The organism is Lentzea chajnantorensis (assembly GCF_054300775.1).
Genome location: NZ_JBSDZT010000002.1, coordinates 5,730,508 through 5,756,092, shown reverse-complemented (window position 1 = coordinate 5,756,092; position 25,585 = coordinate 5,730,508). Strand labels below are relative to the sequence as shown.

Genomic DNA, 25,585 nt, shown 5'->3' with positions numbered 1-25,585 from the left:
CGGCGGGGTCGCGGGCAAACAGCGCGTTGTCACCTCGTCAGGTGAGCAGCTGGCCACCGGTGACGCCGAGGACCTCGCCGGTGATGTAGCTGGACTCCTGCGAGGCGAAGAAGACGTAGACCGGTGCCAGCTCGGCCGGTTGCGCGGCCCGGCCCAGCGGTGTCTGCGCGCCGAAGTCGTCGACCTTCTCGGCGGGCATGGTCGCGGGGATCAGCGGTGTCCACACCGGACCGGGGGCCACGGAGTTGACCCGGATGCCCTTGTCGACCAGGTCGGCGGAGAGCGCCTTGGTGAAGTTGACGATCGCGCCCTTGGTGGCGGCGTAGTCCATCAGCTCGGGGGAGGGCTGGAACGCCTGGATCGACGACGTGTTGATGATCGCCGCACCCGGTCGCATCAGCGGCACGGCGGCCTTGGTCAGCCAGAACATCGCGTAGACGTTCGTCTTGAACACGCGGTCGAACTGGTCGCTGCTGATGCCGAGCAGCCCCTCGTCCTGCGCCATCTGGTAGGCCGCGTTGTTGACCAGGACGTCGATCCGCCCGAACTCCTCCTCCGCGCGCCGGGCGACCTCCCGGCACGCCTCCTCGGTGCGCAGGTCGCCGGGGACCAGCACGGCCTGCCGGCCAGCTTCGCGCACGAGCTCGGCGGTGCGCTCGGCGTCGGCCTGCTCCTCCTCCAGGTAGCAGAGCAGCACGTCAGCACCCTCGCGGGCGAACGCGATCGCGGTGGCGCGGCCGATGCCGGAGTCGCCGCCGGTGATCACGGCCTTGGTGTCGCGCAGCCGGTCGCTGCCCCGGTAGGTGTGCTCGCCGTGGTCGGGCTCTGGACCCATCCGGCTGCCGGTGCCGGGGTGCTCCTGCTCCTGGCCCTCCTGCCGGCCGGGACGCGGGTACTGCTCCCTCGGGTCCTGCCGGGTGTACTGGTCTGCTGCCATGGGCGGTCACCTCACGATGATCGAACGTCGGAACCGCAGGTGTTCCCGCGCACCGGACGTCCAATCACGCGGATCTCCGCCGTGCGTCACGTTTCGCCGATCGGGGGAGCGGTAGTTCCGGTGTGGACCACGGCGGAGGGAGTCAGCCATGCCGGACCGCCCGCGGCACGTGCGGGAACGGTGGGACCGGGTCGGGGACCGGGAGTTCCGCAGCCTGACGGCGGGGCACCGCGTCGGCGACCGGCCCGACGTCGTGCTGGTGCCCGGCCTCGGCGCACTCGGCTACCTAGCCGACACCCTCGCCGGCTGCGGTGCCTTCACCAGGGCGCACCTGCTCGACGTGCCGGGCTTCGGCCACCGCGCGGCGCGGGTGTGCCCGGCCGGGATCGGCGCGGTCGCGCGGGCGGTGTGCGACTGGGTCGAGGAGGTGGTCGCGGCTCCGGTGGTGCTGGCAGGGCACTCCACCGGTGCCCAGGCCGCACTGCACGCCGCGGCGGCCCGGCCGGAGCTGGTGCGGTCGCTGGTGCTGCTCGGCCCCACCTTCCCACCGGAACAACGCGGCCTGGGCGGCCTGGTCAGCGGGTTCCTGCGCACCCTGCCGCACGAGCCGCCCTCGGTGGTGCGCGGGACGGTGCCCGACTACCTGCGCGCCGGTCCGGTGGAGATCGCGCGCTTCGTCCGCTCGGCCCAGCGGGACCGGCCGGAAGAGGTCGTCGCGCGGGTGGGGTGCCCGGTGCTGGTGGTGCGCGGTGAGCACGACGCGTTGTCGCCGGTGCACTGGGTCGAACGGCTCGCCGCCGCGGCACCGGACGGGCGGGCGGTGGTGGTACCCGGTGCCCACGCGTTCCTGTTCCACCGCGGGGGGATGACGGCGCAGCTGATCGCCGGGGTGACCGGGTAGCCGAGCGGCGTCGTCGAGGTCCTGTTCGGACGTCTCAACCGGTGACGCGGGCTTCGGCGCAGAACGGCGCCCGCCGGACGGTTGCGTCCGGCGGGCGCGGCCGCTGCGGGATCAGATCGGCTCGTCGGGCGTCCGTGCCGTGCTCGCCACCGAGCCACCGGGCTCGTCGGCGAGCTGGCCCCGCCCCGCGGCCTCGGTCTGCGACTCCTCGTCCAGCTCGCTCGGCACGACCGGCACGTCGGGCTGTTCCTCTGCCAGCCGGTCGTCCAGCGGACGCGGGTGGGCCTGCTCGTACGGCGTCGTGCCGTACTTGTCGGCGGCCGTCCACCGCTCCGGCGGGTCCATCCCCGCTTCGAGCGGGTCCAGCTTGAGGCGGTCCTCGTCGAGGTCCTCCGCGCTGTTCAGGGCCGCGGGATCGGTTTCGACCGAGTCGGGTGAGCCGGTGTCGTGCGGGGGCGTGTAGGACGCCTGGTCGTCGCCCGCGCCCAGATCATGTGTTGCCATGAGAGCCGGTTACCCGGTGATCGCGAGCACAACCTGCACTCGAAAGAGTTAGATCGGGTGATCCTGGGCATACCTCGCGCGTGAAAGCCTGGCCTGGAACGTCCTACCCGCTCGGCGCCACCTATGACGGCGTCGGTACCAACTTCGCGTTGTTCTCGGAGGTGGCAGACCGCGTCGAGCTCTGCCTGTTCGACGACGACGGCACCGAGACGCGGGTTCACCTGCCCGAGGTGAGCGGTTTCGTCCACCACGGTTACCTGCACGGCGTCGGACCGGGACAGCGGTACGGGTACCGCGTGCACGGGCCGTACGACCCGGAGCGGGGCCTTCGCTGCAACCCCACCAAGCTGCTCATCGACCCGTACGCGAAGGCGATCAGCGACGGGCTGCGGTGGGACGAGTCCCTCTACAGCTACCGGTTCGGCGCGCCGGACGAGCGCAACGACGACGACTCGGCGCCGTTCGTGCCGAAGTCCGTGGTGGTCAACCCGTTCTTCGACTGGGCGGAGGACCGGCTGCCGAGGACGCCCTACAACGAGAGCGTCGTGTACGAGGCGCACGTCCGCGGCCTCACGATCGACCACCCGGAGATCCCGGAGCGGATGCGCGGAACGTACGCGGGTCTCGCGCACCCGGTGATGATCGACCACCTGACCAGGCTGGGTGTGACCGCGGTCGAGCTGATGCCGGTGCACCAGTTCATCAGCGACCACACCCTCGCCGACAAGGGCCTCACCAACTACTGGGGCTACAACACGATCGGCTTCTTCGCGCCGCACGACGCCTACGCCTCCCTCGCCGGCTCCGGCGACCAGGTGCAGGAGTTCAAGGGCATGGTCCGCACCCTGCACCAGGCGGGCATCGAGGTCATCCTCGACGTGGTCTACAACCACACCGCCGAGGGCAACCACCTCGGGCCGACCCTGTCGATGAAGGGCATCGACAACGAGGCGTACTACCGGCTCGTCGAGGACGACCCGCAGTACTACATGGACTACACGGGCACCGGCAACTCCCTGAACGTGCGGACGCCGCACACGTTGCAGCTGATCATGGACTCGCTGCGGTACTGGGTCACCGAGATGCACGTCGATGGCTTCCGGTTCGACCTGGCGGCGACGCTGGCGCGGGAGTTCTACGACGTGGACCGGCTGGCGACGTTCTTCGAGGTCGTGCAGCAGGACCCGGTGGTCTCGCAGGTCAAGCTGATCGCCGAGCCGTGGGACGTCGGTCCCGGTGGGTACCAGGTGGGCAACTTCCCGCCGCTGTGGACGGAGTGGAACGGCAAGTTCCGCGACACCGTCCGGGACTTCTGGCGCGGTGAGCCGGCGACGCTGGGCGAGTTCGCCTCGCGCATCACCGGCTCCTCCGACCTCTACCAGAACGACGGCCGCCGGCCCTACGCGTCGATCAACTTCGTCACCGCCCACGACGGCTTCACGCTCAACGACCTGGTGTCGTACAACGAGAAGCACAACGACGCCAACGGCGAGGACAACAACGACGGCGAGAGCCACAACCGCTCGTGGAACTGCGGCGCCGAAGGACCGACCGACGACGAGGGCGTCCTCACGCTGCGCGCCCGGCAGCGGCGGAACATGATGGCGACGCTGCTGTTGTCGCAGGGCGTGCCGATGATCCTGCACGGCGACGAGTTCGGCCGCACGCAGGACGGCAACAACAACGTCTACTGCCAGGACAACGCCATCTCGTGGGTGGACTGGACGTTGGCCGACGCGAACGCCGAGCTGGTCGACTTCACCTCGGCGCTGACCGCGTTCCGCAAGGCGCACCCGGTGTTCCGGCGCAAGCGGTTCTTCGTCGGCCGGCCGATCCGCAAGGGCGACGAGCTGCGCGACATCGCGTGGTTCACCCCCTCCGGTGAGGAGATGACCGAGCAGAACTGGGAGGACGACTTCGGCAAGTGCATCGTCGTCTTCCTCAACGGCGAAGGCATCCCCGACCTGGACCAGAGCGGGATGAGGGTGGTCGACGACTCGTTCCTCATCGCGTTCAACGCCCACCACGAGGACATCGAGGTGACGCTGCCCGAGCCCACCTACGGCCCGGAGTGGGTGGTCGTGGTGGACACCGCGACCGGTGAGGTCGGCGAGCGGGAGAAGCCGATCCCCGCGACCGGCCAGCTCGTCCTGGCGGCGCGGTCGCTGGTGGTGCTGAAGCGGGTGGGCTGACGGTCAGGTGACCGGTAGGGCCACGGGTGGCTGCCGCGGATGTCCGCGGCAGCACCTCGTGGCAGTGCCCGGAACCGGCCGGTGACCCGCGCAGCCCGACGCCGCAACGCCGTGCGGGTGCGCCCTGCGCCCCTGCGCCGTCACGGCGTTGCGGCGGCCCCCGCCCTGCCGGGGTCTGGAACTGCCGGGGTCTGGAACCGGGTCAGAAGTTCTTCTTGGCCACCACCCACGGCGCCTTGGCGGCCAGGCCGGACGGGCTGAGGACGTAGTTGCGGGCGGTCTGGTTGCCGTTGAGCACCATGTCGAGGAACTGCACGACCGTCGTCATGCCGTCGGTCAGCTGGCTGCCGGTGATGAACCCGACGTGCCCGGCCTGCGGGTGCCGCGCCAGGACGGACGGCACGGTGGCCAGGTCGTAGTTGGCCTGGTTGTTGGCGTAGGCGATGTCGGAGGAGCCGCCGTCCATGAACAGCGCCGGCGTGTGCAGCTTGCCGAGCTCGGAGCGCGGGTAGCCGAAGGCGCCGTCGGCGAAGAAACCGCTGTTCAACGCGATCACGGCGGACACCCGGCGGTCCTGCGCGGCGACCAGTGCCTCCAGCCCGCCGCACGAGTGGCCCGCGGTGGCGACCCTGGTCAGGTCGAGGCGCTGGCGCAGGGCGGCGCCGGAGCGGTTCTGCTCCCGTTCGGCCCAGGTGATCGCGTCCGTCAGCAGGGAGGGGATCGGCGACCCGCTCGGCACGCCGTTGGGCGAGCCGTCGACCGAGCCGGTGTCCACGACCACGAAGCCCTTCGACGCGACGAACGTCAGGATGCGGGTGACCTCGCTGTTGTTCGTGTGCGCGCAGGCGCCGTTGCCGAACGCCAGCACGGGCAGTGGCCGGTCGGCCGCCTGCGGGTTCGCCGGGCGGAACACCGTGAAGCGGTTGTCGCCGTACGCGCCCTCGCGGGTGACGGGGAAGTTGTTCTCGATCGCGGGCCGACCCGGCTGGGGGTCCGTGCTCGTCGTGGTCGTGGTGGTCGTCGTGGTGGGGTCGGTGGTGCCGGTGCACGCGGTGCCGTTGAGGGTGAACACCGCCGGGGTCGCCGCGCGCGCACTGGCGGTGGCGTTGAACCCGAGCGAGACGGTCGCGCCGGTGGCGATGCCACCGTTCCAGGCCGCGTTGACGGCGGTCACGTTCGCGCCGGACTGGGTGTGCGACCCGTTCCACGACTGCGTGATCCGCTCGTCACCGGGGAACGTCCACGCGAGCCGCCAGCCGGTGACCGCGTCACCGAGGTTCGTGACGACGACCTCGGCGGTGAAGCCTCCCTGCCATTGGGACCCGACCCTGTAGTCGGCCCTGCACCCGGCGGCGGCTGCCGCGGACTGCGACCCGGCCACGGCGGCCGTTGTCGTGACGAGCACCGCGGCGGCCATGGCCGCGGCTGCTCTGAACGTGCGGGAATCGGTGGAGTGCATGGCTTTGCTCCGTCCAGTCCGGGTGGCGGCGGAGTGGCGTAGCGCGGACGGGGGAAGGGCCCCGGTGGTCACCGGGGCCCTCCGCTGGTGTGATCAGGCGACCCGGCAGGAGATGCTGGGCCAGTTCCAGTTGCCGCCGTGCATGATGGTGAAGCCGAACGTGTTGCCGCTGCCGTTGGGGCGCGCGGTCATCACGTTCGCGGAGTCCCACGAGGCACTGGTGTTCCAGGTGGCGATGATCCGCTGTGGCGAGCTCACGGTCACCGTCACGATCCAGTTGTCAGTGCCCGACACCGTGACGTTGCCGTTGAAGCGGTCGCCCCACTTCTCACCCTCGGAGTACGTCGCCGTGCAGCCCCCGCCGCCGGGGTTGGACGTCGTGGTCGTCGTCGTGGTGGTGGTCGTGGGGTCGGTGCCGCCCGTGCCGCTGTTCAGGACGCTGAGGACCGAGTTGTACGCGGCCTTCTTGTTGCCGCTGCCGTCGAACAGCAACGGGGTGCCCGAGGCGCGCCACGAGTCGGTGTCGCGGATGCCCCACACCGTGATGCCGGTGCAGCGGGCCACGGAGAGACAGGCCTGCGTGACGCCCTGGTACTGCTGGGCCTGCGAGCTGCCGGAGCCCTCGATGTCCAGTTCGGTGATCTGGACGTCCACGCCCAGCGCCGCGAAGTTCTGCAGCGTGGTGTGGTAGTTCGACGGAACCGGGTTGCCGCTGTTGAAGTGCGCCTGGAAGCCGACGCAGTCGATCGGGACGCCGCGGGACTTGAAGTCCTGCACCATCCGGTAGACGCCCTGGGTCTTGGCGTGCGACCAGTTGTCGGTGTTGTAGTCGTTGTAGCAGAGCTTCGCGTTCGGGTCCGCCGCACGGGCCGCGCGGAACGCGGCCTCGATCCAGTCGTTGCCGGTGCGCTGGAGGTTCGAGTCGCGACGCCCGCCGCTGTTGCCGTCGGCGAACGCCTCGTTCACCACGTCCCAGGCGTAGATCTTGCCCCGGTAGTAGGTGGCGACCTGCGTGACGTGGTTGAGCATCGCGTTGCGCAGGGCGGTGCCGGACATGTTCTGCATCCAGCCGGGCTGCTGCATGTGCCAGGCCAGCGCGTGCCCGCGCACCCGCTTGCCCTGGTTGCGGGCCTGGTTGACGATCCGGTCCGCGTTGCCGTAGCTGAACTGGTTCTGGTTCGGCTCGGTCGCGTCCATCTTCATCTCGTTCTCGGCGGTGACCATGTCGAACTCGCGGTTCAGAATCCCCACGTAGGTCGAGTCGCCGAGCTTGTTCGCGGCCACCGCGGTGCCGAAGTACCGGCCGCTCTGCTGGGCCGCCGCGGCCAGTGTGGACGCGGCCCCACTGGCGGGCGACGCCGCGATGATCGCGGCACCGACGGTGGCGGCGACAAGGCTGGACACGAGGGTCACCCGTGCGACTGACTTCGCTGTCAGCGTCATATTCGGCGCTTTCTGAGTTTGCACCCGCAGCTTCGCGGGTGGAATGGGTTCAGTTGCTGATCTGTCCGGTGCGGGCGATGCGGATTGCGCCAAAACCACCCCGCCCGACGCCGAACTGCGAGCAGTATTAACCGAATCCGTTCGACGGATCAAGGGTCGCGTTCGCGCTGCTCACAGGCCTTGGTGCGGTCCGGGGAGGACCGTTGAAGCTGTCAAGACCCGTGTCGAATCGTTGTCGAACGACCAGGTGAACGACATGTTCGACTACATGGGATTCACTCTTGTGCGAGTGCTTCCGACTCGCTGTGCCGACGCGTGAATCGGCGAAGTTTCGAAACTCTTTTCGAAAACTCCGGCGCGTGTGGTTCTTGATCAGGACCCGTGCGCGTGCCGACGATCATGAATTGTGCTCCGCCATTCGTGTCGCGGGCGGCGCCACGGCGGGACCCACCCTCAAGCATGTGCCGCCGGGGCGGCGGTCCTGAACTGATTCGGACGTTGCGGTAATCTGGATGTTCACAACATCTGAACCGTAGCGGGGAGTGGCCGATGGTGCGGCTGACGAGGGCACAGCAACAGGCGCGCACGCGGGCGTCCGTGCTGGCGGCGGCGAAGGAGGAGTTCACCGAGCACGGCTACGCCGGGGCCAAGGTGGACCGCATCGCGGAGCGGGCGGAGCTGACCCGTGGCGCGGTGTACTCCAACTTCCCCGGCAAGCGCGCGCTGTACCTCGCCGTGCTGATCGAGCTGGCCGGTGCCGCGGGCGGGATGCCGGCCGAGGTGTCGCCGTCGTCGGCGGTCGACGCGCTGGGCGTGTTCGCGCGGGTGTGGCTGGAGCGGTTGCCGCTGGTGGGCGACTCGGCCGCGGGCGGGCGGTTGCAGCTCAGGTCGCTGGACGGTGTGCTCGACGACCGGCACGGACCGGTGCTCGCCCAGGTCGCGGCGCTGGAGGCGGTCCTGCTGGCGACGGCGCTGGAACGCGGTGGTCCCGCGCGACAGGTGCGGCTGGCGCAGGTGGTGCTGACGTTGCTCGACGGCGCGGCGCACCGGGCCGAGTCGGCGCCGGGCTTCGGCGACCCGTTCGACGTGGCGCACGCGTGCCGGCACCTGGCGCAGGTCGACCTCGCGGACACCTGGGCGCCACCGCACCTGCCCTACGTCGCCCCGGCGCGGACCTGCGCCGACGCCTGGACCGCGCCGGAGGGTCTAGTCGACCTGATCGGCGGAGGCCCGGTCGACCTGACCGACGGCCTGGTCGCGGTGCTCGGCGCCGGCCGGCTCGGCGCGGCTGAGGAGGCGCTGCGGTCGGTGCGGCCCGGCGAACAGGTCGTGCTGGTCGTGGTGACCGGCGACCAGGAGGAGACCGGCCGCCTCGTGCGGCTGCGGCTCACCGACCTCGTCGGCTGCCTGCGGCGGGTGTTCGCGCCCGACGTGTGGCGGCACGTACGGCTGGTGCTCGACGAGGACGCGGCGGTGCCGTCCGCGCTCGGGCTCGGGAACGCCGGCGACGACACGGAGGCGGCGGTCCGGGTGCGCGACGGTGTGGTCGTGGCCCGCGCTCAGGGGCTGGGCGCCAGTCACGCGGCCGGTGCGCGCAGGCGGGAGGCGACGTCGTGAACCCGTTGGTGCTGCACGCCCTGCGCTGCACCGGTGCCACGAACGTGACGCGGGTGGCCGCGTTCACCGGGCTGTCACCGTCCGAAGTGGAGTCCGACCTGATCGACCTCGCCGTCGCCGGCCTCGTCACCCACCACCGCGACTTCGGCGGCTGGTCGCTGACGGAGGACGGCAAGGCCGCCGACGCCGAGCAGACCGCCGCCGAGCTGGACGGGGCCGGCACCCGTACCGAGCTGAAGGCCGCGTTCGAGGAGTTCCTCGTGCTCAACCCCGAGCTGCTCGACCTCTGCACGGCGTGGCAGATCCGCCCGGTCGACGGCGCCACGACCATCAACGACCACACGGACGCTGCCTACGACGACCGCGTCGTGGGCCTGTTCCGCGACTTCCACGACCGCGCGCTCGTCGTGATCGCCGCTCTGGCCGCCGCGCTGCCCCGGTTCGGCCGCTACGAGACCCGCCTCGGCACCGCCCTGGCCCGCGCGGAAGCGGGCGAGCGGGACCACCTCACCGACACGATCGACTCGTTCCACACCGTGTGGGCCGAACTGCACGAGGACCTCCTCGCGACCATGGGGATCCAGCGATGGGCTGGGTGAGGACGGTCTCCGCGGACCTGCACGAGCCGCCGGAGGTGGTGGGCGGCAAGGCGCACGGCCTGGCCCTGCTGCACCGCCTCGGCCTGCCCGTCCCCGCCGCGGTCGTCGTGACCACGGACGCGTGCCGCGCGTTCCTGCGCGACGGCCGGCTTCCACCCGGACTCGGTGCCGAGCTCGCGGCGGCCGTGGCGGGGATGTCCGCGGTCTCGGTCCGCTCCGGCGCCGCGGTGTCGATGCCCGGCATGATGGACACGATCCTCGACGTGGACCCGACCACCCTGGACGACGCGGTCGAGTCCGTGTTCGCCTCGTGGAACACACCCCGTGCCCGCACCTACCGCACGTTGCACGGCATCCCGCACGACCTCGGCACGGCCGTCGTGGTGCAGCAGATGGTGTTCGGCACCCGCGACGACCACAGCGGCGCCGGCGTCGCCTTCAGCCGCGACCCGAGCACCGGCGCGCGCACGCCGTTCGGCGAGGTCCTCTTCGGACACCACGGCGAGGCCGTCGTCTCCGGCCGGTCACTGACCCTGCCGCTGACCGCGCTGGAACCCCCTGTGCGGCAGAACCTCCACGACGCGCTGCACCGGATCGAGCGGCACTACCGCGACGCCTGCTACGTCGAGTTCACCTTCGAGTCCGGCCGGCTGTGGCTGCTGCAGGTGCGGCCGGGGCGGTTCACCGGGGCCGCCGCCGTTCGCACCGCCACCGACCTCGCCGACGAAGGCCTGATCACCCGCGCCGAGGCCCTGCTGCGGGTGTCGCCCTCGCACCTGCGGCACGTGCGCGTGCCGCGGATCGCCGCGGGAACGGAGGTGGTGGCGCGAGGCGTGGGTGTGTGTCCCGGGGTCGCGACCGGGCAGGTGGCGCTGACCTCCGACGACGCGGTGCGTCGGGCCGCGGGTGGTCCCGTCGTGCTGCTCCGGCCGGAGACATCACCGGACGACATCCGCGGGCTGGCCGTGGCGGCCGGCGTGGTCACTGCGCGCGGTGGGCCGGCGAGTCATGCGGCGGTGGTGGCGCGGTCGATGGGGAAGCCGGCCGTTGTCGGGGCAGGGGAGCTGACCCTCGCCGCCGGTGTGGTGGTCACGCTGGACGGGACGAGTGGTGAGGTCGTGCTCGGGCGGCCCGAAGTGGTGACGGGAGAGGCGGATTCGCGCCTGGAGCGGTTGCTCGGGTGGGCGGACGAGGTCGTCGGTGGCGCCGGGAGCGGCGGCGAGGTCGAGCGGCTGGTCGCCGCGCAGGCGGTGCTGCGCCGATAAAGGCACCACCGGGCAACCGGCTCCCTCACCGCACGGCCAAAGCCGGGCGACCCGGCTTCCTCACCTCACGGCCGCAGCCAGGCGACCTGGCCCCCTCACCGCACGGCCGCAGCCGGGCGACCCGGCCCCCCTCACCTCACGGCCGCAGCCCCGGCCCGAACCCCGTCCACCGCAGCTCCGCCGGCAGGTGCCCCATGTCGTTGTAGACCACCAAAGCCGGCGGACTCCCGTGCCGGTGCTCGACCACCGTCAACGCCGCGTTCCCGCAGCTCATCCCCAGCCACCGGGCCGGCGGCGCCCCGAGGGCGTCACGCACCAGCCACGCCACCTGGTAGGCGTGCGTCACCAGCACCTCGTGCGACTCGGCAGCGGCCGGCCCGGCGAACCGCGCGGTCAAGGCCTCCGCCAACCGTGCGCCTGCCGCGGCCTCCGCGGCGTCGTAGCCGTCGAAGAACCCCGCCCACGCCGGTGGGACGTCCTCCGGCACGTGCGGCACGTGGTCGACCAGCTCCGGTGCCTCGGCCACCGCCGCCCCCGGCAGGTGCGTGCCGAGGATCCGGGCGGTGCGCACGGCTCTGGGCAGAGGGGAGTGCCACACCGCCGTGATCGGCGACTCCGCCAGGCGCTCACCGAGCAGGTGCGCCTGGCGTTCCCCGACCTCCGTCAGCTCGCCGAACGGGTCCGCCGCGCCGTGTCGCACCACGTACAGGTGCCGAGTCGCCATTCACCACTCCTGGATGTCGTCAACATCCGGATGGTAACAACCTGCGGCTCAGCGGTGCGCGACGGCGAAGTTGTCGAACGCCGCACCCGTGTTGAACACGCGCACCCCGTTGGCCCCGCCGGCGTAGCTCGTGTCGGTCACCGAGATCTTCGGCGTCGTCAGGTCCCCGACGTACACCTTGATCGACGCCCCGACCGCCTCCACCCGCAGCCGGTGCGCCGCGTTCGGCCGCACGGTCACCGGCGCGGACGCCAGCTGCGTCCAGCTGTTGTCCGCCTTGCCCAGCACGACCCGGCCGTTGCCGGTGATCCCCGCGTAGTAGCCGCGGTAGCTGTCGGTGCCGGTGGCCGCCTGCGTCACGCGGAACACGACGCCGCTGTCACCCGCGGCGGAGCGGGGGATGACGTCGACGTCCTGGACGAAGTTCGTGAAGTTGGTGTCCAGCAACGACTTCCCGCCGAACGACGAGCCGGCCTCGTAGCGGCCGGATCGGGCTGCCCAGGTGCCGCCGTGGGTGGTCCAGCCGATCGCGTTGTCGTCGGCGAAGTTGTCCTTGACCCGCATGGTGACCGGCTGGATGGTGCCGTCGGCGTTGAAGGTCATGCGGTCGTAGGCGAGCTGGCGGTCGTTGGCGCCGGACTTGCTCAACGGGCGGCGGTGGTAGGTGATGTACCAGATGTCGGTGCCCGGCACGTTGATCACGCCGTTGTGGCCGGAACCCCGTGCCACCGCGGGGTCCTGGCCGAGCACGCGGCCGACCTTGGTGAACGGGCCGGTGGGGGAGTCGGAGATCGCGTAGGCCACGGCGTAGTTCGGGCCGGTCCAGCCGTCCTCGGACCACATGAAGTAGTACTTGCCGCCGCGCTTGAACATCTGCGACCCCTCGGTGAAGTTCGCCGGGGTGATCTCCCTGTACGTGCTGCCGTCGGCGAACGTGCCGAGGCTCGTCATGTCCGCGTTGAGCTTGACGACGTTCGCATGACCCCAGCCGCCGTAGTACAGGTACGCCTGACCGTCGGTGTCGATGAAGACGTCCTGGTCGATGGGTTGCGCGCCGTTCACGAACTGCGCGATCAACGGCTTGCCGATCGCGTCCCGGTACGGTCCCTCCGGCCGGTCGGCGACCGCGACGCCGATGCCGCCGAGCTCGGAGTCGGACTGGATGTCGTTGGCGCCGAAGTACAGGTAGTACTTGCCGTTGCGCTGCACGGGGGCCGGTGCCCAGACGGCGCGGCGGGCCCAGGAGACGGACGCGGTGGTCAGGACGTTCGGGTGCTTGGTCCAGGTGACCAGGTCGGTCGAGGAGAAGGCGTCGAGGTAGGTCTGCTCGTCGTAGGGGCGCGACGAGGTGGGGAAGACCCAGTACCTGTTCTCGTAGAACGCGGTGTCGGGGTCGGCGTACCACCCGTCCACGAAGGGGTTGCCGGCCTCCGCCGTCACGAAGTCGGGCACGGCGGCCGTGGACGAGGCCACGGCGGGCACGCTGCCGAGCAGCAGGGCGGCCAAGGCGGAGGCGACGATCCTGGAGGTCAACGTCTCGGTCCAATCTGCCGGGATACAACGTTGTAAGCACGGTGTGTGATCATCCAAACACCAGCGGATGAACACTGTCCAGGTCGCGGGGCGGATCTGTCCTGGACAGCAACCGGTCGCGCCCTTGGCCCGGCGGGCAGCTGACCGACAATCCTCGAAACTTTCCAACACGCGTCTGAGCAGCGCTTTCCTGGTGTCGTGGCGAGCTGCCCGGCAGTCGTCGGTCTTGTGTCCCGCCGCAACTCGTGCCTATATTTGCCCCATCAACTTATGTAAGCGCTTACATCACAAGTAGTGACATGTAAGCGCTTACATAGAACCGTCAGCGACGACGAGGTGGCAGGCAGCACGATGGCGAAGCAGCACCACGCCTCCCAGGAGGCCAAGCCCGCAGGCGCGACGATCTACTCGGTCGCCGAGCGTGCCGGGGTCAGCATCGCCACCGTCTCGCGGGTGTTGCAGGGGGCCACCGTCGTGGCCGAGACGACCCGGCAGAAGGTGCTCACCGCCGTCGAGGAGCTCGGGTACGTGCCGCTCGGTGCGGCGCGGAGCCTGGCGGTGCGGCACCACGAGGCGCACGGGCTGGTGCTGCCGGAGCTGTCCGGTCCCTACTACGCCGAGCTGCTGATGGGGTTCGAGGCGCGGGCCGCCGAGCTCGCGCAGTCGGTCGTGCTGGTGCTCACCGACAGCCGGACGGACCTGGCCGCGGCGGTGCGGCAGCTCGCCACCAGGGTCGACGCCATCGCGGTGTTCGGGGCGGCGGCAATCTCGCGGGACGTGGTGCGGTTGCTGCACGCCAGGAAACCCGTCGTCGTCATCGCCGGTGAGCCGCTGGACGGGGTCGAGGCGGTCGCGGCGGAGAACCTGGAGAGCGCGCGGGAGCTGGCCGGGCACGTGCTCGACCACGGGCGGCACCGGGCGTTGTTCGTCGGCGACCCGGACAGCGGGCCCGACATCCGCGACCGGTACGCGGGGTTCGTGGCCGCCCACGAAGACCGCGGGCGCACGGCCGCCGAGCCGGTCGGGGTCGGGTTGCGCGAGGCCGACGGTGCCGCGTTCGCGCGGGACCTCCTGCGCGGCGAGCACGACGTGGACGCGCTGATGTGCGCCAACGACGAGCTCGCGTTGAGCGTCATGACCACGTTGCAGGACGCCGGGAAGGACGTGCCCGGTGACATCGCGGTGGTCGGCTGGGACGACGTCATGACCTCGCGGTACGTGCGGCCGGGGCTCACCACCGTCCGCCAGCCCGTCCACGCGCTCGGCGCGCTGGCCGCGAGCCGCCTGCACGACCTGGTGAGCGGGGAGCCGGTGCGGAAGAACGCGCAGACGTTGCCGACGCAGCTGGTCGTGCGCTCGTCGTGCGGCTGCCCCTGATCACACCGTCCACTTCAGAGAGGAAGCGGGAAACCAATGGTGCGCAAGACCGCCAAGTCGCTCGCGGGCCTGTCCGCCCTGGTGCTGGTGCTCGCCGCGTGCGGGCGCGGTGACGACCGGGCCGGTGGCCAGCAGGGAGGCGACATCTCCCAGGGACCCGCCACGGGCACCGTCACCGTCTGGGCCATGGGCGCCGAGGGGGAGAAGCTGCCTGCCCTCGCGGAGGAGTTCGAGAAGGCCAACCCCGGTGTGGACGTCCAGGTCACCGCGATCCCGTGGGACGCCGCGCACAACAAGTTCACCTCGGCGATCACCGCGGGCCAGGCGCCCGACGCGGCCATGGTCGGCTCGACGTGGATGGGGGAGTTCGCGGGCATGGGCGCGCTCGACCCGACCCCGTCGTCGATCGACAAGGGCGCGTTCTTCGACGGCGCGCAGCGCACCACCGAGGTCGGCGGCACCTCCTACGGCATCCCCTGGTACGTCGAGACGCGGCTCGTCTACTACCGCAAGGACCTCGCCAAGACCGCGGGCTTCGAGACGCCGCCGAAGGACTGGGCCGGCCTCAAGGAGATGGCCAAGGCCATGCAGGCCAAGGCGGGCGCCAAGTTCGGGATCGGCCTGCAGGCGGGCGGAACCGGTTCGTGGCAGTCGCTGCTGCCCTTCGCCTGGTCCAACGGCGCGCAGCTGACCAAGGACGACGGTGCCGCCTACAACTTCGACAGCCCGGAGCTGAAGGAGACGCTGGAGTACTACGGCTCCTACTTCTCCGAGGGCATCGCGGACGGGGAAGCACCCGCGCAGCCCACGACCGAACCCGACTTCGTCAGCGGCCGCGTGCCGATGTTCATCTCCGGTCCCTGGATGATGTCCGCGGTCGAGAAGCTCGGCGGTGAGGGTTTCAAGGACAAGTACGACGTCATGCCGATGCCGGTCAAGAAGACCTCGTCGAGCTTCGTCGGCGGCTCCAACTTCGTGGTGTTCAAGGAGACGAAGAACCGCGACTCGGCCTGGAAGTTCGTGAGCTGGCTCGCCGACGCCAAGACGCAGGTCAAGTGGTACCGGCAGTCCACGGACCTGCCGTCGGTGAAGAGCGCGTGGCAGGACCCGGCGCTCACCGCCGACACCAAGCTCGCGACGTTCGGCAAGCAGCTCGACACCGCCCAGTCGCCGCCCACCTTCGCCACCTGGGAGCAGGTGATCACCGCGCTCGACACCGAGGTCGAGAAGGTGGCCCGCTCCGGTGCCGACCCGGCCGGCGCGCTGAAGGCGGCCCAGTCGGCGGCCGACTCCATCGGCACCGGCAGGTGAGCTCGCCCGCCGCGGCCCGCCGCCGCGGGGTCGAGCGGGCGGCGTGGGGCCTGGTCGTCCCGTTCTGCGTGCTGTTCCTCGTGTTCACGGCCTGGCCGGTGCTCCAGTCGCTGTTCATGAGCCTCACCGACACCCGCAACCGCGACCTGCGCACGCCGTTCGCGGTGGAGTTCGTCGGGCTCGAGAACTACGTGCGGGCGTTCGCGGACCCGCTGTTCCGCACGGCCGCCGCGAACACCGCGTACTTCGTGCTCGTCGGCGTGCCGCTCACGCTGGGCATCGCGCTGCTGGCCGCCGTGGTGCTGGACAAGGGCATCACCCGGTTCCGCGCGTTCTTCCGGCTGGGCTTCTACACCCCGGTGATCACCTCGATCGTCGCGGTCGCGGTGGTGTGGCGGTTCCTGCTGCAGGACGAGTTCGGCCTGGTCAACACCGTGCTCGGCTGGTTCGGGATCGACGGGCCGAACTGGCTCGGCGACCCGGACTGGTCGATGCCCGCGTTGATCCTGATGGCCGCGTGGCGCAACTTCGGCACCGCGATGATCATCTTCCTGGCCGGGTTGCAGGCGGTGCCCGCGTCGCTGCACGAGGCGGCGTCCATCGACGGCGCGGGGGCGCTCAAGCGGTTCCGGCACATCACGCTGCCGCTGCTGCGCCCGACGATCCTGTTCGTGTCGGTCACCACGGCGATCGGCTACCTGCAGTTCTTCGAGGAGCCCTACGTCATGACCAACGGCGGCCCGCTCAACTCGACGATCTCCGCGTCGATGTACACCTACCGGCAGTTCGGGTTCGGCAACTACGGCTACGCCTCCGCGATGAGCTACCTGATCTTCGTCGTCATCGCCGTCGTCACCGCCCTGCAGTTCCGGCTGCTGCGGGAGAGGGGCTGAGCATGAGGAACCGCTGGTGGCTCTACGTCCCGCTGACGGTCGCGTTCGCCGCCGTCGTCGCGCCGTTCGCGTGGATGGTGCTGGGCAGCTTCAAGGGCGAGGGCGAGATCCGGGCGAACCCGCCGACGTGGTGGCCCGGCACGGCGTCGCTGGACAACTACACGCAGCTGTTCTCCCGGCTGCAGTTCGGCACGTACTTCCTCAACTCCACGATCGTCGCGGTGGCCGTGACGGCCGGGAACCTGCTGTTCTGCTCGATGGTCGGCTACGCGCTCGCCAAGCTGGAGTTCCGCGGCAGGCGGACGCTGTTCCTGGTCGTGATGGCGACGCTGATGATCCCGGGCGTGGTCACGTTCGTGCCGCTGTACGTCCTGGTCGTCAACGCCGGGCTGGCGAACTCGTTGCCCGCGTTGATCCTGCCGTTCCTCGTCTCGCCGTTCGGCGTCTTCCTGATGCGCCAGTTCATCGCCGGCCTGCCGAGCGAACTGCTCGACGCCGGCCGGGTCGACGGTGCGGGCGAGCTGCGGATCTTCGCCAGGATCGTGCTGCCGCTGTGCGGGCCCGCGCTCGCCACGCTCGGCATCCTCACGTTCCTGGGCAGCTGGAACAACTTCCTGTGGCCGCTCGTCGTGGCGCAGCAGGAGAGCGAGTACACGCTCCCGGTCGCGCTCGCCCTCTACTCGACCGGCCAGAACTCCATCCAGTACGGCCTGCTGCTGGCCGGGGCCACCATCGTCGTCGTGCCGGTGCTGGCCGTGTTCCTGGTCTTCCAGCGGCGTTTCATCGAAGGCATCGCGACCACCGGCATCAAGTGACGAGGTCTCACATGACTGCAAGGATCACCCGCCGAACCGTCCTGCTGGGAACGACAGCGGCACTCGTGGTGCCCGGGGCCGCGTTCGCCGCCCGCGGGTTCGACCGGGAACGCGTTCGCGGCTGGGCCCGCGACACGTGGCGCAGCCTGGTCGCCATGACCCCGGCGAGCACCGGCCTGCCCGCCGACAACATCCCCGAGTCGCTCGCCCCGGCCGACCGGTCCGGCTACACCTCGCCGACCAACATCGGCGGCTACCTGTGGTCGACCGTCGTGGCCAGAGAACTCGGGTTCATCTCGAAGGACGAGGCGTCCGCCCGGCTGGTCCGCACGCTCACCACCCTGGACCGGATGGAGCACCACGTCCCCAGCGGCATGTACTTCAACTGGTACGACGAGGAGACCGGGGAGGCGTTGCGCGCCTGGCCCGGCACCGGCGCCGTCGTGCACCCGTTCTGCTCCAGCGTCGACAACGGCTGGCTCGGCGCCGCCCTGCTCGTGGTGGCCGGGGCCGACCGCGCGGCGGCGGGCCTCGCACGCCGGATCTTCGCCCGGATGCGCTGGGACTCCTTCTACAACCCCGGTGACGACCCCGCGCACCCCGCGGTGCGGCCAGGCGGCCTGATCCACGGCGGGTTCTTCCCGTTCGACCACGACCGGCCCGGCGGCGTGTACCAGGGCACGCACATCGGCGGCGACCCCGTGTGGCTGACCACCCACCACTACGACACCACCGTGTCCGAAACGCGGATCACCAGCTACCTCGGCATCATCACCGGCCAGGTGCCGGCGAAGCAGTACTTCGCGATGTGGCGGACGTTCCCGGCGTCGTGCGACTGGTCGTGGCACGAGATGCAGCCGGTGGGGGAGAACCGCACCTACTACGGCATCGAGGTCTTCGAAGGCGCCTACACCTACCGCGGCATGCGGATCGTGCCCGGCTGGGGCGGCTCGATGTTCGAGGAGCTGATGCCGGACGTGTTCGTGCCCGAGGCCAGGTGGGCGCCGCGGTCGTGGGGCCGCAACCACGCGCTGCACGTGCGGGCGCAACGCGAACACGGCCTGCTGGAGGCGAAGTACGGCTTCTGGGGCTTCAGCCCGTCGAGCAACCCGGCCGGTGGTTACCGCGAGTACGGCGTGGACGCGCTCGGCATGGGACCCGGCAACGAACCGGGCAACGGCGCCAACGGCTACTTCTCCGACCAGGAGATGACGAACTACGACGCCGGCTTCGGCACGTGCCGCCCGGCCACCGCGCCCACCCCGTCCTACGGCGACGGCGTGGTCACCCCGCACGCGGCGTTCCTGGCGATGATGCACGAGCGCGACGAGGCGTACACCAACCTGCTGGGCATCGAACGGGACCTGCGCGCCTACGGCCGCGGCGGTTTCTTCGACGCCGTCGCCGTGCGGTCGGGCACCGTCGCACGGCGCTACCTGTCCCTGGACCAGGCGATGGTCATGGGTGCCATCGGCAACGTCCTGTGCCGTGACGTGGTCCGCCGCGCGTTCTCGACCCCTGCCGTCGAACGCGCGCTGCGCCCGGTGATCGGTGTCGAGGAGTTCGGCGCGAGCCGAATGTGATGGAGGTTTCTGACATGCGGCCTGTTCGGCTGACATCCGAGGACGGCGTCGAGTACCGCGACCTCAACGGCAACGGCGTCATGGACCCCTACGAGGACCCGCGCCTGCCCGTGGCCGACCGGGTCGAGGACCTGCTGGCGCGGCTGTCGTTGGAGGAGAAGGCCGGTCTGCTGTTCCACACCGTCATCGAGGCGGGTGAGGACGGCACGGTGAAGGAGGCGCCCGGCGCCATCAGCAAGTCGCCCACCAGCGTCGTGGTCACGCAGAAACACCTGTCGCACTTCAACGTTCACGCGCTGCACGACGCGCGCATGGCCGCGCGCTGGCACAACAACCTCCAGCTGATCGCGGAGAGCACCCCGCACGGCATCCCGGTGACCATCTCCACCGACCCGCGGCACGCGTTCCTGGAGAACGCCGGCGTCTCCTTCACCGCCAAGGCGTTCTCGCAGTGGCCCGAGTCGCTGGGCCTGGCCGCGCTCGGCGACCCGGCGCTCGTGGAGCGGTTCGCGGACATCGCCCGCCAGGAGTACGTCGCGGTGGGCATCCGCTGCGCCCTGCACCCGGCGATCGACCTCGCCACCGAACCCCGCTGGGCGCGGCAGGCCGGCACCTTCGGCCAGTCCTCGGCGCTGACCGCCGAGCTCGCGGTGGCGTACGTGCGCGGTTTCCAGGGGCCGTCCCTGGGAGCAGGGTCGGTCGCCTGCACCAGCAAGCACTTCCCCGGCGGCGGCCCGCAGAAGGACGGCGAGGACGCGCACTTCCCGTACGGCCGCGAGCAGGTCTACCCCGGTGGCCGCTTCGCCGACCACCTGGCCCCGTTCCGCGCGGTCGTCGAGGCGGGCACGGCGGCGGTGATGCCCTACTACGGCATGCCCGTGGGCCTGGAGGTCGACGGCGAGCCGATCGAGGCGGTCGGCTTCGGCTACAACCGCCAGGTGGTCACCGGCATGCTGCGCGGCGACCTCGGCTTCGACGGCGTCGTCCTCACCGACTGGGAACTGGTGATGGACAACCACGTCGGCGACAAGGTCCTCCCGGCCCGCGCCTGGGGCGTCGAGCACCTCGACGCGCACGGCAGGATGGAGCTGATCCTCCACGCGGGCGCCGACCAGTTCGGCGGCGAGGAGTGCGTGGACGTGCTGCTCGACCTCGTGGCCCAGGGCCGTGTGACGCAGGCCCGCATCGACGAGTCCGCCCGCCGCCTGCTCACCGCGAAGTTCCGGCTCGGCCTCTTCGACGACCCGTTCGTGGACGAGGACCGCGCGGCCGAGGTGGTGGGACGGCAGGACTTCCGCGACGAGGGCCACGCCGCGCAGGCCCGTTCGGTCACCGTGTTGCAGAACGGTTCCTCGGCGGCGGCCCTGCCCCTGCGGCCCGGCCTGAAGCTCTACGTGGAGAACGTCTCACCCGAGGCCGCCGCCCGCCTGGGCACCGTCGTCGCCACCCCGCAGGAGGCCGACCTGGCGCTCGTGCGGCTCATGGCGCCGTTCGACCCGCGCTCGGACCTGTTCCTGGAGTCGTGGTTCCACCAGGGTTCGCTGGAGTTCCCACCGGGCCTGCCCGCACGCCTGGCCCGCATCGCCGCCGCGTGCCCGCTGGTCGTGGACGTGACCCTGGACCGCGCCGCGGTGCTCACCCCGCTGCTGCCGATCGCCTCCACCCTGGTCGTCAGCTACGGCTCCACCGATGAGGCCCTGGCCGACGCGCTGACGGGCGCGATCCCGCCGCGGGGACGGCTGCCGTTCGACCTGCCGCGCTCGATGGAGCAGGTCCGGCGGCACCCGGAGGACGTGGCGGGGTACGACGACCCGCTGTTCCCGTTCGGGCACGGCCTCCACCCGGCGGGTTAGTCCCAGGCGGTCACGGGTAGCCGGGGGCCACCACACCCCGATGCGGAGGAGAGCGATGAGCGACACGACCACGGTCGACCGGTTGCGCACGGTGCTGGCGGACGCCACCTACCCGGCCGACAAGGGCCAGCTGGTCGACCACGCCTCGCGCAACAACGCCGACGAGGACACGGTCCACGCGCTGCACGCCGTGCCGGACCAGCTGTACGGGTCGTTCGACGAGGTGCTCGACGCGGTGGCCGTGGACCAGTCCCGGGAGGCCTGACCGCTCCGCCGGGTGCTCGTTCCGCTCGGTCACCGATCGGACGGGCACCCGGCGCCGCCCTGGTGCCTCACCCGCGTCAGGGCGTCGTGCCGGACGGCCGGAAGTCGCGCGCCAGCAACCCGAACAGCAGGTCGTCCGTCCACTCGCCACCGGTCCAGGTGTGCTCGACGCGGTGGCCCTCCTGCCGGAAACCCAGCCGCAGCAACACCTTCACCGACGGCTCGTTGCGCGCGTCGGTCTCGGCGGACACGCGGTGCAGGCCGCGGTCGGTGAACAGGTGCTCCAGCATCCGGTGCACGGCCTCGGTGGCGTAACCGCGGCCCTGGTGGGCGGGAGCGAGGGTGTAGCCGATCTCGGCCTGCATGAGGTTGTCGTGCGTGTTCACGCCGACGTCGCCGATGACGGTGCCGTCGCGGTCGAGGGCGTACTGGAACCAGCCGGGTGCGGCGGGGTCGGTCATCTCGGCGATCATGCGGGTGGCGGCGTCGAGCGGGAACGGGGCGTCCCAGCCCTGGTAGCGGGCGACGTCCGGGTCTGACCGGTAAGCGGCGAGGGCGGGTGCGTCCTCGGGGCGGAACGGCCGGAGCGTGAGACGGGCGCTGGTGAGGAGCACGCGGACAGAGTAGGTGCTGCGGACGGCTCAGAGCGTCCGGTTTCACTGAGCCGGCGCGACCAGCGCTCCGGCTTCCAGCGTGCCGACCGCGTCAGTCGTTGAGTTGGCGCGACCAGTGCTCCGGCTTCCGGCGTGCCGACCGCGCGCGGCTAATCCTCCGGCCGCCGCCGCGCCGACCGCGCCAGTCGCTCAGCCAACTCCGCGACCAGCCCGCGCAGCTCGTCCGGCCGGTCGACCACGAACGGCAGGTCCAGCGCCGCCAGCACACCGGGCAGCCAGTCGAGCCGTTCCACCCGCAGCCCGACCCGCACCCACTCCCCGCCGTCCGGCTCCGGCTCCACCACCGCCACCCCGGCCGGGAGCCGCGCGCGGACCTGCTCCTCGTCGCCCCGCACCCGCAACGCCACCTCGTACCGGTGCGGTGCCGTGGCGAGTCCCGTCACCACCTGCTCCGCCGCGTCGACCCCCTCGGGCACGGCGAACGTGCCGGGCAACGTCCGTGCGCCGCCGATGCGGTCCAGCCGGAACGTGCGGTCCTCACCGAGCGCAGGGTCCGCGGCCCGCACGTACCACCGGCCCGCGTGGTTGACCAGCCCGTACGGGTGCAGGGTGCGCTCGCTGCGCCGCCCGTCGGCGCCGGTGTACCGGATCGACACCGGCCGCCGGTGCGCCACCGCGTCCGCGAGGGTCAGCAGCACGGCGCCCTCCGGGACGGTGGCCTCCGCGCCGGGAGCGGTGAACGCGAGGGAGCCGAGCACGGCGTCGAGCCGGCGGCCGAGGTGGTCCGGGAGCACTCGGCGGATCTTCGCGGCCGCCGTCTCACCGGCCGCGCCCGCCGCCGTCGTCAGGCCCGTCCGGCGGCCCGCGACCAGGCCGAGCAGCACGGCCAGGGCCTCGTCGTCGGTCAGCATCAGCGGCGGCATGCGGTAGCCGGGGGCCAGCCGGTAGCCGCCGTAGCGGCCGCGCACCGACTCGACCGGAACGTCCAGGTCGAGGAGGTGGTCGACGTAGCGCCGCACAGTGCGCTCGTTGACGCCGAGCCGGTCGGCGAGCTCGGCCACGGTCCGCACGCCGCCGGACTGCAGGAGCTCCAGCAGCGTGAGCACTCGGGCGGTGGGCCGGGTCATGGCACAAGTCTCCAGGAAATACCGGGCGGGTTCTGCCCGGTATCCGCTTTAGCGTGCGGGCACAGGTACCGACGAACAAAGGGAGAAAGCTCATGGACCTCGTCTCGATCCGCGTCATCACCGCCGACGTCGCCCGCCTCGCCGGGTTCTACGAACGCGCCACCGGCATCCGCGCCGACTGGGCGACCGAGGACTTCGCCGAGATCAGGACCGGTCGCGCGACCCTCGCGATCGGCAGCACCCGCACCGTGCCGCTGTTCGCGCCCGGTTCCGCGCGGCCCGCCGACAACCGCAGCGTCATCATCGAGTTCCTGGTCGACGACGTGGACGCCGTGCACCGGAACCTGACCGGGGTCGTGGACGAGTTCGTCACCGAGCCCACCACGATGCCCTGGGGCAACCGCGCGCTGCTGTTCCGCGACCCCGACGGCAACCTCGTCAACTTCTTCACCCCGGTGACCCCCGAGGCTGTCGCGAAGTTCGCACGCTGACGGCCCGTCTGTGATCCACTGGCAACATGGCGGCAATGGAACGCGTGGTGCTCCTGGGCCGCGGTGCAGCGGGGAAGTCGACGCTGGCGGTCGCACTGGGCAAGGCCACCGGACTGCCCGTCGTCGAGCTGGACAAGCACTTCTGGGGTCCGAAGCTCGAACCGATGACGCACGACCTGTGGGCGATCGTGCAGGGCGAGCTCGCCGAGGCGGACCGGTGGGTCATGGACGGCGACCTCGGTCCGCACGACGTGCTCGCCGTGCGGCTGCGGCGGGCCGACACGGTGGTGCTGCTCGACTTCCCGTTCTGGCGCTGTGCCTGGCGGGCGTTGCTGCGGTCGCGCGAACGGGCCGACTTCTGGGCGTGGCTGTGGTTCTGGCGGCGCCGCAGCCGGCCGTTGCTGCTGGAGGCGGTCAACGAGCACGCGCCCGGCGCGACGCTGCACGTGCTGCGCGACCCCCGTGCCACCGCCGCGTTCCTGGCGAGCGCCGGGAGTGCCGGTGGATGAGGACGAGTTCACCGTGCCACGGGTCGTGGCGGACACGCTCGCCGGCTGGGACGAGCTGCGGCGGGACGCCGGGAGGGCCGGTGACGAGCAGTTCCGGCGCTGGTACTTCGACGTCGTGTCGACCCACGGCGATCCGCACACCTTCGCGTTCCTGACGTTCGAGACGGCGGTCGAGCTGCTTCGACCGGGGGCGTGCCCCCGACGCGTTCCTGTTGCTGGGCTGGCTGGCGCGGCACGTGGGACGTGCACCCGCCGGTGACACGGCGGTGCGCACGGTCATGGCGCTGACCGACACGTGCGCGGTGCGGGCGGTCGACCGGGAGTCGGCCGCGCTGGCGATCGGGGTGCTGCGCGAGGTCGTGGACGGGGTTCGCGCAGCCGGGGACGTCCAGGTGGAGGACGCGGTGTGCCGGGCGTTGTCCACCCTCGCGCACCTGAGCGGCCGGCACGTCACGTCCGGCCGGGCGGGGGTCGAGGAGGTCGCCGCCCTGTGGCGTGAGCTGGGCACCCGGTGCCGCGGCAGCGCCGACCCCGGCCTGCGCGGGTGGCGGGCGCAGGGGCTGGGCAACGAGGCCCTGCTGCGGCTCCAGCTCGGGGACGAGGAGCCCGCACGCCGGCTGCTCGACCTGATCGCGGCCGAGTTCGCGGCCGACCCGCCGGGTGCGTCGGAGGACGTGGACCTGTGGCGTGTCCGGGCACGGCACGCCGCCGGGGTGCTCGACCGGTTCCACGTGGGCGAGCCCGAGTTCGAGCTGGGCCACCTCGAACGCCAGCGGTACTGGGACCGGCGGCGGCGGTCCACCCCGCGCGGGTTCGCGTCCTGGCTGCGGGCCGGCGCACCGCGCAACCACCTGCGCGAGCTGGTCCGCCAGGCCGGGGCCGTGCACCGCAGGTCCGTCGGCACGGTGCGGAGCTGGTTGTGCACCGGAGAGCCGTTCGTCCTGCTGCTGCGCAACTTCGAGCTCACCGAACGCTCCGGGACCTCGACGCTCCTGGCCGGCCCCGACGACCCGGCGGACCACGTCCAGGTGATCAGCCTCGGCGGCGGCGCCACACCCGCGCTGACCGAGCTGGCCGCCTCCGTGCCGCTCGTCCTCGTGGCCAGCACGACCGCCGGTGAGCTGGAGCTGGACCACCAGGACTGGGGTCAGTTCACCGCGCCGGTCCGGCTCTACCTGCCGCACGAGACGTGGTTCGACACCGTGTCGACGCTGATCACCGTCACCGCCCAGGTGGTCGTGTGGGCGGCGGAGCTCACGCCGGGACTGGCGCGGGAGCTGGAGCTCCTGACCGCCGAGGGGCGCGGCGAGGACACGCTGGTCGTGCTCGACCGGCTCGACGACCCGATGACGCAGGCGTTCCTGCCCAGGACCGGTGGTGAACGGCTGACGAAGGACCACCCCGCGCTCGCCCGGTTCCCCCACGTGGTCGACGCGGCGGAGCTGGGAAGCCGGGACCTGGCCGGGTGCCCACCGCTGATCGCCGTGCTCGAACGCCTCGACGCCGCCCACCGGGTGCCGCTGGACCAACGGCTCGCCGACATCGGCGCCCGGCTGGACGCACGGCGAACGTGA

At 71.3% G+C, this 25,585-nt stretch carries 24 protein-coding genes; 16 read left to right on the top strand and 8 right to left on the bottom strand.

Annotation, left to right across the window (positions count from 1 at the left end):
- Positions 1 to 37: 37 nt before the first annotated feature.
- Complete coding sequence (locus tag ACVDFE_RS28155) at positions 38 to 937, bottom strand: SDR family oxidoreductase (protein WP_360384087.1); 900 nt, start codon at positions 935 to 937, stop codon at positions 38 to 40.
- 148 nt (positions 938 to 1,085) lie between these two features.
- Here ACVDFE_RS28155 and ACVDFE_RS28150 point away from each other — a divergent pair, with 148 nt between their 5' ends.
- Positions 1,086 to 1,838 (top strand): alpha/beta fold hydrolase, encoded by a 753-nt coding sequence (locus tag ACVDFE_RS28150; RefSeq protein WP_360384084.1) that lies wholly within the window; start codon positions 1,086 to 1,088, stop codon positions 1,836 to 1,838.
- A gap of 111 nt (positions 1,839 to 1,949) precedes the next feature.
- On the opposite strand, the gene ACVDFE_RS28145 is transcribed toward ACVDFE_RS28150, so the two are convergent.
- Positions 1,950 to 2,342 carry a hypothetical protein gene (locus tag ACVDFE_RS28145; RefSeq protein ID WP_360384081.1) on the bottom strand — a complete coding sequence of 131 codons (393 nt, stop codon included), beginning with the start codon at positions 2,340 to 2,342 and terminating at the stop codon, positions 1,950 to 1,952.
- Between the two features lie 80 nt (positions 2,343 to 2,422).
- On the opposite strand from ACVDFE_RS28145, the gene glgX reads away from it, so the two are divergent.
- A complete protein-coding gene (gene glgX / locus ACVDFE_RS28140; RefSeq protein ID WP_458432505.1) occupies positions 2,423 to 4,534 on the top strand; it encodes a glycogen debranching protein GlgX in 2,112 nt (703 codons plus the stop codon).
- Positions 4,535 to 4,736: 202 nt separating this feature from the next.
- On the opposite strand, the gene ACVDFE_RS28135 is transcribed toward glgX, so the two are convergent.
- Complete coding sequence (locus ACVDFE_RS28135) at positions 4,737 to 5,993, bottom strand: cellulose binding domain-containing protein (RefSeq protein ID WP_458432504.1); 1,257 nt, start codon at positions 5,991 to 5,993, stop codon at positions 4,737 to 4,739.
- Positions 5,994 to 6,086: 93 nt separating this feature from the next.
- Entirely contained in the window at positions 6,087 to 7,436 is a 1,350-nt protein-coding gene (locus ACVDFE_RS28130) for an endo-1,4-beta-xylanase (protein WP_458432503.1), read from the bottom strand.
- A 549-nt stretch (positions 7,437 to 7,985) separates the two neighbouring features.
- Between ACVDFE_RS28130 and ACVDFE_RS28125 the strand changes: the two genes are divergently transcribed.
- Genes ACVDFE_RS28125 through ACVDFE_RS28115 form a run of 3 tightly spaced genes read left to right on the top strand, consistent with a single transcriptional unit; the run spans position 7,986 to position 10,917 of the window.
- A complete protein-coding gene (locus ACVDFE_RS28125; protein WP_458432502.1) occupies positions 7,986 to 9,053 on the top strand; it encodes a TetR family transcriptional regulator in 1,068 nt (355 codons plus the stop codon).
- Positions 9,050 to 9,652, top strand: coding sequence for a transcriptional regulator (locus ACVDFE_RS28120; RefSeq protein WP_458432501.1), 603 nt, complete (start codon positions 9,050 to 9,052; stop codon positions 9,650 to 9,652). The genes ACVDFE_RS28125 and ACVDFE_RS28120 overlap by 4 nt, the downstream gene beginning before the upstream one ends.
- Positions 9,640 to 10,917: a PEP/pyruvate-binding domain-containing protein gene (locus ACVDFE_RS28115; RefSeq protein WP_458432500.1), complete on the top strand. Its 1,278-nt coding sequence runs from the start codon at positions 9,640 to 9,642 to the stop codon at positions 10,915 to 10,917. The genes ACVDFE_RS28120 and ACVDFE_RS28115 overlap by 13 nt, the downstream gene beginning before the upstream one ends.
- Positions 10,918 to 11,053: 136 nt before the next feature.
- Here ACVDFE_RS28115 and ACVDFE_RS28110 read toward each other — a convergent pair whose 3' ends face one another.
- Together ACVDFE_RS28110 and ACVDFE_RS28105 are read right to left on the bottom strand one after the other, a co-directional pair.
- Positions 11,054 to 11,641: a histidine phosphatase family protein gene (locus ACVDFE_RS28110; protein ID WP_458432499.1), complete on the bottom strand. Its 588-nt coding sequence runs from the start codon at positions 11,639 to 11,641 to the stop codon at positions 11,054 to 11,056.
- A 48-nt stretch (positions 11,642 to 11,689) separates the two neighbouring features.
- Positions 11,690 to 13,174, bottom strand: a complete 1,485-nt coding sequence (locus ACVDFE_RS28105) for a family 43 glycosylhydrolase (RefSeq protein ID WP_458432497.1) — start codon at positions 13,172 to 13,174, stop codon at positions 11,690 to 11,692.
- Positions 13,175 to 13,525: 351 nt separating this feature from the next.
- On the opposite strand from ACVDFE_RS28105, the gene ACVDFE_RS28100 reads away from it, so the two are divergent.
- From ACVDFE_RS28100 to ACVDFE_RS28070, 7 genes are read left to right on the top strand one after another with little or no spacing between them, the layout of a single operon-like run.
- Positions 13,526 to 14,551 (top strand): LacI family DNA-binding transcriptional regulator, encoded by a 1,026-nt coding sequence (locus ACVDFE_RS28100; RefSeq protein WP_458432495.1) that lies wholly within the window; start codon positions 13,526 to 13,528, stop codon positions 14,549 to 14,551.
- Positions 14,552 to 14,587: 36 nt separating this feature from the next.
- Complete coding sequence (locus ACVDFE_RS28095) at positions 14,588 to 15,862, top strand: sugar ABC transporter substrate-binding protein (protein WP_360384055.1); 1,275 nt, start codon at positions 14,588 to 14,590, stop codon at positions 15,860 to 15,862.
- A complete protein-coding gene (locus tag ACVDFE_RS28090) occupies positions 15,859 to 16,755 on the top strand; it encodes a carbohydrate ABC transporter permease (RefSeq protein ID WP_458432493.1) in 897 nt (298 codons plus the stop codon). The genes ACVDFE_RS28095 and ACVDFE_RS28090 overlap by 4 nt, the downstream gene beginning before the upstream one ends.
- A 2-nt stretch (positions 16,756 to 16,757) precedes the next feature.
- Entirely contained in the window at positions 16,758 to 17,570 is an 813-nt protein-coding gene (locus ACVDFE_RS28085) for a carbohydrate ABC transporter permease (RefSeq protein WP_360384049.1), read from the top strand.
- Positions 17,571 to 17,581: 11 nt separating this feature from the next.
- Positions 17,582 to 19,153, top strand: coding sequence for a glucoamylase family protein (locus tag ACVDFE_RS28080; protein ID WP_458432492.1), 1,572 nt, complete (start codon positions 17,582 to 17,584; stop codon positions 19,151 to 19,153).
- Positions 19,154 to 19,167: 14 nt separating this feature from the next.
- Positions 19,168 to 21,006, top strand: a complete 1,839-nt coding sequence (locus ACVDFE_RS28075; protein ID WP_360384043.1) for a glycoside hydrolase family 3 protein — start codon at positions 19,168 to 19,170, stop codon at positions 21,004 to 21,006.
- Between the two features lie 55 nt (positions 21,007 to 21,061).
- Positions 21,062 to 21,271, top strand: a complete 210-nt coding sequence (locus tag ACVDFE_RS28070; protein ID WP_360384040.1) for a DUF2795 domain-containing protein — start codon at positions 21,062 to 21,064, stop codon at positions 21,269 to 21,271.
- A gap of 76 nt (positions 21,272 to 21,347) precedes the next feature.
- Here ACVDFE_RS28070 and ACVDFE_RS28065 read toward each other — a convergent pair whose 3' ends face one another.
- Positions 21,348 to 21,884 carry a GNAT family N-acetyltransferase gene (locus ACVDFE_RS28065; protein ID WP_458432491.1) on the bottom strand — a complete coding sequence of 179 codons (537 nt, stop codon included), beginning with the start codon at positions 21,882 to 21,884 and terminating at the stop codon, positions 21,348 to 21,350.
- A gap of 149 nt (positions 21,885 to 22,033) precedes the next feature.
- Positions 22,034 to 23,011 carry a helix-turn-helix transcriptional regulator gene (locus tag ACVDFE_RS28060; RefSeq protein ID WP_458432490.1) on the bottom strand — a complete coding sequence of 326 codons (978 nt, stop codon included), beginning with the start codon at positions 23,009 to 23,011 and terminating at the stop codon, positions 22,034 to 22,036.
- 92 nt (positions 23,012 to 23,103) lie between these two features.
- Here ACVDFE_RS28060 and ACVDFE_RS28055 point away from each other — a divergent pair, with 92 nt between their 5' ends.
- The 4 genes from ACVDFE_RS28055 to ACVDFE_RS28040 are packed head-to-tail and all read left to right on the top strand — an operon-like array spanning position 23,104 to position 25,585.
- Positions 23,104 to 23,502: a VOC family protein gene (locus ACVDFE_RS28055; RefSeq protein WP_458432489.1), complete on the top strand. Its 399-nt coding sequence runs from the start codon at positions 23,104 to 23,106 to the stop codon at positions 23,500 to 23,502.
- A 35-nt stretch (positions 23,503 to 23,537) separates the two neighbouring features.
- Positions 23,538 to 24,011, top strand: a complete 474-nt coding sequence (locus ACVDFE_RS28050) for a DNA topology modulation protein FlaR (RefSeq protein WP_458432488.1) — start codon at positions 23,538 to 23,540, stop codon at positions 24,009 to 24,011.
- On the top strand, positions 24,004 to 24,270 hold the full coding sequence (locus ACVDFE_RS28045) for a hypothetical protein (RefSeq protein ID WP_458432487.1): 267 nt from the start codon (positions 24,004 to 24,006) through the stop codon (positions 24,268 to 24,270). Before ACVDFE_RS28050 ends, ACVDFE_RS28045 begins: the two co-directional genes overlap by 8 nt.
- A complete protein-coding gene (locus ACVDFE_RS28040) occupies positions 24,248 to 25,585 on the top strand; it encodes a hypothetical protein (RefSeq protein ID WP_458432486.1) in 1,338 nt (445 codons plus the stop codon). The genes ACVDFE_RS28045 and ACVDFE_RS28040 overlap by 23 nt, the downstream gene beginning before the upstream one ends.

Excerpts from the sequence above, each read along its gene's own strand:
- ACVDFE_RS28155 (WP_360384087.1), bottom strand. The coding sequence starts at position 937 with ATGGCAGCAGACCAGTACACCCGGCAGGACCCGAGGGAGCAGTACCCG.
- ACVDFE_RS28150 (WP_360384084.1), top strand. The coding sequence starts at position 1,086 with ATGCCGGACCGCCCGCGGCACGTGCGGGAACGGTGGGACCGGGTCGGG.
- ACVDFE_RS28145 (WP_360384081.1), bottom strand. The coding sequence starts at position 2,342 with ATGGCAACACATGATCTGGGCGCGGGCGACGACCAGGCGTCCTACACG.
- ACVDFE_RS28135 (WP_458432504.1), bottom strand. The coding sequence starts at position 5,993 with ATGCACTCCACCGATTCCCGCACGTTCAGAGCAGCCGCGGCCATGGCC.
- ACVDFE_RS28130 (WP_458432503.1), bottom strand. The coding sequence starts at position 7,436 with ATGACGCTGACAGCGAAGTCAGTCGCACGGGTGACCCTCGTGTCCAGC.
- ACVDFE_RS28125 (WP_458432502.1), top strand. The coding sequence starts at position 7,986 with ATGGTGCGGCTGACGAGGGCACAGCAACAGGCGCGCACGCGGGCGTCC.
- ACVDFE_RS28115 (WP_458432500.1), top strand. The coding sequence starts at position 9,640 with ATGGGCTGGGTGAGGACGGTCTCCGCGGACCTGCACGAGCCGCCGGAG.
- ACVDFE_RS28110 (WP_458432499.1), bottom strand. The coding sequence starts at position 11,641 with ATGGCGACTCGGCACCTGTACGTGGTGCGACACGGCGCGGCGGACCCG.
- ACVDFE_RS28100 (WP_458432495.1), top strand. The coding sequence starts at position 13,526 with ATGGCGAAGCAGCACCACGCCTCCCAGGAGGCCAAGCCCGCAGGCGCG.
- ACVDFE_RS28095 (WP_360384055.1), top strand. The coding sequence starts at position 14,588 with ATGGTGCGCAAGACCGCCAAGTCGCTCGCGGGCCTGTCCGCCCTGGTG.
- ACVDFE_RS28085 (WP_360384049.1), top strand. The coding sequence starts at position 16,758 with ATGAGGAACCGCTGGTGGCTCTACGTCCCGCTGACGGTCGCGTTCGCC.
- ACVDFE_RS28080 (WP_458432492.1), top strand. The coding sequence starts at position 17,582 with ATGACTGCAAGGATCACCCGCCGAACCGTCCTGCTGGGAACGACAGCG.
- ACVDFE_RS28075 (WP_360384043.1), top strand. The coding sequence starts at position 19,168 with ATGCGGCCTGTTCGGCTGACATCCGAGGACGGCGTCGAGTACCGCGAC.
- ACVDFE_RS28070 (WP_360384040.1), top strand. The coding sequence starts at position 21,062 with ATGAGCGACACGACCACGGTCGACCGGTTGCGCACGGTGCTGGCGGAC.
- ACVDFE_RS28060 (WP_458432490.1), bottom strand. The coding sequence starts at position 23,011 with ATGACCCGGCCCACCGCCCGAGTGCTCACGCTGCTGGAGCTCCTGCAG.
- ACVDFE_RS28055 (WP_458432489.1), top strand. The coding sequence starts at position 23,104 with ATGGACCTCGTCTCGATCCGCGTCATCACCGCCGACGTCGCCCGCCTC.
- ACVDFE_RS28050 (WP_458432488.1), top strand. The coding sequence starts at position 23,538 with ATGGAACGCGTGGTGCTCCTGGGCCGCGGTGCAGCGGGGAAGTCGACG.